This is a genomic window from Bradyrhizobium sp. CCBAU 11386, from assembly GCF_028128955.1.
Classification (GTDB): domain Bacteria; phylum Pseudomonadota; class Alphaproteobacteria; order Rhizobiales; family Xanthobacteraceae; genus Bradyrhizobium.
Map to the genome: position 1 here is coordinate 1 of NZ_LBKA01000127.1, position 4,554 is coordinate 4,554.

General features: G+C 59.2%; 5 protein-coding genes and 2 pseudogenes. 2 read left to right on the forward strand and 5 right to left on the reverse strand.

The window, feature by feature from the left end:
* Positions 1-91: 91 nt before the first annotated feature.
* Positions 92-631 (reverse strand): hypothetical protein, encoded by a 540-nt coding sequence (locus XI09_RS08895; RefSeq protein WP_271566506.1) that lies wholly within the window; start codon positions 629-631, stop codon positions 92-94.
* Positions 632-1,009: 378 nt separating this feature from the next.
* Here XI09_RS08895 and XI09_RS08900 point away from each other — a divergent pair, with 378 nt between their 5' ends.
* Positions 1,010-1,282: a caspase family protein gene (locus XI09_RS08900; RefSeq protein WP_333939059.1), complete on the forward strand. Its 273-nt coding sequence runs from the start codon at positions 1,010-1,012 to the stop codon at positions 1,280-1,282.
* Positions 1,283-1,782: 500 nt separating this feature from the next.
* Here the strand turns inward: XI09_RS08900 and XI09_RS08905 are convergent, their stop codons facing one another.
* From XI09_RS08905 to XI09_RS08920, 4 genes and pseudogenes are all read right to left on the reverse strand, one after another.
* Positions 1,783-1,941: a hypothetical protein gene (locus XI09_RS08905; protein WP_271566507.1), complete on the reverse strand. Its 159-nt coding sequence runs from the start codon at positions 1,939-1,941 to the stop codon at positions 1,783-1,785.
* A gap of 321 nt (positions 1,942-2,262) precedes the next feature.
* A pseudogene (locus XI09_RS08910) lies at positions 2,263-3,021 on the reverse strand (IS5 family transposase); the annotation flags it as partial.
* Positions 3,022-3,484: 463 nt separating this feature from the next.
* Positions 3,485-3,736, reverse strand: coding sequence for a hypothetical protein (locus XI09_RS08915; protein ID WP_271566508.1), 252 nt, complete (start codon positions 3,734-3,736; stop codon positions 3,485-3,487).
* A pseudogene (locus tag XI09_RS08920) lies at positions 3,670-4,170 on the reverse strand (winged helix-turn-helix domain-containing protein); the annotation flags it as partial. The pseudogene XI09_RS08920 and the gene XI09_RS08915, both read right to left, overlap by 67 nt.
* A gap of 23 nt (positions 4,171-4,193) precedes the next feature.
* On the opposite strand from XI09_RS08920, the gene XI09_RS46075 reads away from it, so the two are divergent.
* On the forward strand, positions 4,194-4,322 hold the full coding sequence (locus XI09_RS46075; protein ID WP_442869563.1) for a hypothetical protein: 129 nt from the start codon (positions 4,194-4,196) through the stop codon (positions 4,320-4,322).
* Positions 4,323-4,554: the final 232 nt, after the last annotated feature.

The following is a 4,554-nucleotide window of genomic DNA, read 5'->3' on the forward strand; positions in this document are numbered from 1 at the left end:
AGATTGACCACGCGGCTTCGCCGATGCCAGAAACCAGACAGCCAGAACGCCTCGCGCCCCGGGCGACATCAAATCGGAATGGTAGGCGAGATCATCTCGGAATCCTGGGCGAGATCAAATCGGTACACCCGGGCGAGATCATCGGAATCCGCAGGTCTCCGCACAACAAGGTGCCTGTCGTTTCCTCGAACATGACGCCAGCGTCCCAACCGTGCGGAACGTGCGGTGTATCAATGTAGCGAAAGCGCTTGCCGCCAATATCGATAACCTCGCTGTCAGAAAGCACGCGCGGCTCGCGATCAGCCATATCGCTGACAGAAACGCGACAGCCCACCATTCCGTGGGTAAGCTGAGCCGCAGGCGCGGCTGCTAGCCATTCGTTCATCGATCCGCATTCATCCGCTTCGAAATGCCCGAAACCAAGCCAGCGTAGTCGCTCCACCGGCATGACCCGAGCAACCGCAGCCGAAACCAATGGAAACATTCTTCGCTTCCCGCAGTGAAACAGCAACGGTTCGTCACCGGTGAACAGGAAATGATTATACGTAAATCCTGCGGGCGGAGCGGCATCGGGCACGAAGACGGAGAGTCGATATATGCCTGCACCGATCTCATCGATCCTAGCTTCCATGACAAGCTCTCCCAAGAGTGGCCCTACAACCGGTTGATCGACCGCAAAGGATGGCTTGAGGCTACGAGGTGTTCCATGGCTTGAAAAGCCGCGGCGATGAGAAATGCCCGCCCTGGGTCAATCGCGTCACTATAGCCGCGTGCCGTTCTCTTCCGGTCTACCCCTGCGAGCGGACATCGTCAGACCGCCCCGGCATGTCTCACACGGGCCAGAAGCCGACTATCCTAGTTCGCTTGTAGGTCCTGACCTAGCCAACGTCCTTTCGTTCAGAGAGGAGAAGGTTTCGGGGCGATTTCGTTTAGTGATCTACCTCACATAACGCCCGCTTGCCTTTGGGCAAGCTCGGAATACGCTGCTTGCGATTGATTTGGGACTCCTATGGGCGCGATTCGGTTTCTTTTGATCGTTTTTGCTGTGTGGCTTGGATGCGGACCGGCGATGGCCGAGCGGCGCGTCGCGCTGGTAATAGGCAATTCGGCTTACAAGAGCGTGGCCAGGCTCACCAATCCTGCGAGTGATGCTACCTTGGTCGGCGGCATGTTGAAGAGGGCCGGCTTCGAGAATGTCGATGTCAGGCTCGACCTCAACACAGCCGAGATGCGCAAGGCGCTGCGCGAGCGCGGACAGTTGTATCGCAATCGCGATCAATGAGGAACTCTCGGCTTATTTTTTCAAGCAAAGACCGACGGTCGGCGAGGTCCCACACTTTCCGCCATCCGCACTGCCGCCGCTTGGGCAGAATACGGATACCAGAGTTTCGCTATTGTCACAGTTGACGGCACCGTCAGCCTGCACCGCTCGGATATTGACGGAGGCGGGATCGCCTTTGTCCCCCTTCTCGCCCTTCGCTCCCTGCGGACCTTGGGGGCCTTGAGCGCCAGCAGGACCCTGAGGACCGGGCACGCCTTGGATGCCCTGGGCCCCCTGCGGTCCGGCTGGGCCTTGTGGCCCGGGTTCGCCTTTCGGCCCCGGATCTTTTCCACATCCCGCAAGAGCGAGGGCAACTATTAGTGCCGCGGCGGCCATCAATTTGTGCATTTCTACCTCCCTTTGATGAGAGATAACAAACCCGAACCATGGAAGAAGTGCCGCAAGAGAGGGCCCGCCAGCGTGAACTAGCGGCCCGATTCAGGGCCGCCGGCTGAGGCAGCTTACTTCTCTTTTTCTTCCCCTTGCTCCCGCTCCAGGTCGCCGATCAGCTTTCCAATGCGTTGTGTGGTCGTGAGATTGTTCGCGCCTCGCAACAGGCGCTTGGACTGCTCCAAACGAAGGGCGATTTGCTCCTGGCGGGCGAGCTGGTCTGGCATCATTGGTTGTTTGCCTCCGCAGAGTCAGACGGTTGGCGGGGCTAATGGTTCAAATCTATTTGCCGCACAGCAGGCCGCCCCGGGCCGCTCCGCTTGATTCCGCCAGGAGCGGCTTGTACCCGGAAGCAATCCCGGCACGTCGATGGGACCGCGCAAAAAAAGCGGCCCCAACTACTTGGCGGTGGCTGGGGCCGTTGGCACTCCGGCCGTCAGGGGGCTAGCGGCCGGAGCACAGTACCAATCGAGTCGCTTTCCACTAGTTCCCGAACAAGGTGATGGGCCCGCCAGGATGAGCCGGCGAGCGTCAGCGCAAAACGCACTATCCTAGGGCGCGTACTCATAAAGGCCAGGACGCAGGCGGAGCCACAGCCTGATTGACCCAAGCTGAACGAATGCGAGGTAGTTGGCGGCGAGCTTGTCGTAGCCCGTCGCGACGCGACGACACTGTTTGATCATGTTGCAGAAGCGTTCGATGAGGTTGCGCGCTCGATAGAGATAGGGACTGAAGCAGATTGGCTTCTCGTGGTTGCGTTTCGGCGGGATGTTGGCCCACGCCCCCTTCTTGATCACGAGTTCTCTGATCCAATCGGCGTCGTAGCCACGATCAGCAAGCAGCATTGATCCGGCCCTCAGGCGAGACAGGAGTTTGGCAGCAAGCCGATTGTCGTGAGCCTCACCGGGCGTGACCGCGAGCCGGACCGGCAGGCCGTTGGCATCCACCAGCGCATGAATCTTACTGGTCAATCCGCCGCGCGACCGTCCCATGGACTGCCTCCCGTTCCGGGTGATGCACGCTCCGTGCTGATGCACGCGGACAATCGAGGTGTCGATCATCTGCACAGCGGCATCATGGGCAGCGGCGAGTGCTTCCATGATATGGGTCCAGACACCGGCTCGCCGCCAACGAACGAAGCGGTTGTAGCAAGTTGTATAGGGGCCGAACGCATTCGGCAGATCGCGCCAGGGTGCTCCGGATCGCAGGACCCAGAAAATGCCGTTGAGGATACGACGGTCGTTTACCCGCGGAACGCCACGCGGCTTATTTGGCAGCATCGGCTTGATGGCGGCCCATTCATGGTCGGCGCGCCGTCGCTTTCATCGCTGCGCGCCTGATTGGACGACGGACAGGATCCTCGATTTACGACTACTCAGGAGGAAGTGGGTACACGCACTTTTCTGGCAGCGTGGGCGGGAGCGTTTCCATCTATGATCATAGTGCTGGCGCTCATATTTCTGGCGCGGCCAACAACTTCTATCATCACGGAACACAAGCGCATGTCTCCCTCACCATCAGCGGGAAGAACTTCTCTGGTGCTCACCCGAATAAGTGGGCATAGGCGTTGCCAGACACAAGGTGACCGGCAACATGCAGCTTAATGCAACCTGCCCGCAACCCCACATTTCGATCGATTATTGACGCACTCCCCCTCGACTGGGGCAACTCACGGTGCGCTACACAATGGATCGGCGCGTGGCCAAAAATGCCCTATACTTCAGTGCCTTAGTGTTTTGATTTGTGTTTACCCTAGGAAGCGCCAGCACCACATCAACATCTTGAATACGTCGGCCCTTTGCTGCATGCGCTTGCTACATGTGGGGCCGATCCCTGGGCGGCAATGTCGTTGACCTCATCGTTACGTGTAGCCTCGCCCAAATCTTGGGATTGCTCAATCTTCAAAACGTGCTGCTCCAGTTCGATGTTTAGCTTCGAACCGCCTTCTCCGTGATGAATTAGTCGATGGCAGGTCGGGCAGATCGCCCCAACCGACGTGGGATGATCCGGTCCACCGTCCGCCACCCTCTTAATGTGGTGCGGCTCCAGATATCCGTCCAGTAGCGGGAGAATTCCGCCATGACGGTGCTGAAGTCCTCAGGGTCGAGCCGCATGGCCAAGGCGGCCGCGCCCATCAGCTCGCAAGAGAGAACGGTGAGTTGCCGCCTTTCGATGGTCCGCGGCAACTCCCTGGCTTCGCCTTGGTCGATCAAGGGGCCGGGTTCCGCCGAGGACGGCTCCTTCAGCCCCGCAAGCCGATATCCGCGACCCGGAACGGTGACGACGTAGCTGTGACCGTCGCCCTGCTCGTCCAAAGCCTTGCGCAGAGCCGAAACATGGACGTGGAGATTACCCTCCTCGACGGCGCGGCCTGCCCAAACCCGCGCCATGAGCGTGTCCTTGCTGACGATATTGCCGCGCGCGGACGCAAGCTCACAAAGTATATCAAGCGGCCGCCGACCAAGGCGTGCGCGGTCACGGCATGTCGGAGACCGATGCGTTTTCGCTAATTCGACAGACCGCGATGCGACATCGCACGACGATCGAAGTCTTGAGCGCGGAGATCATTACGGCCGGTGGAATGCCGAACCGGACTACACGAACCGCATAGCATCGCAGTGCACACGACATCGCACCGGAGTGACAGGCGCCAAGGGGCGGACTCTCCCAAATGCCCTTAGATCTTTAGCCGACATTTGCGTTCCATCCGAAAGTCTGCGTTTTGCACGATTGCACTGTTTGACTTTTAGCCATGCGGAGTTGCGCGCTTTATCCCCTTCAGCAAACGGAAAGATTTTTTCCGATCCTGGGCAGTGCTCTCGCAAGATTGCCAGTCGCTGAAT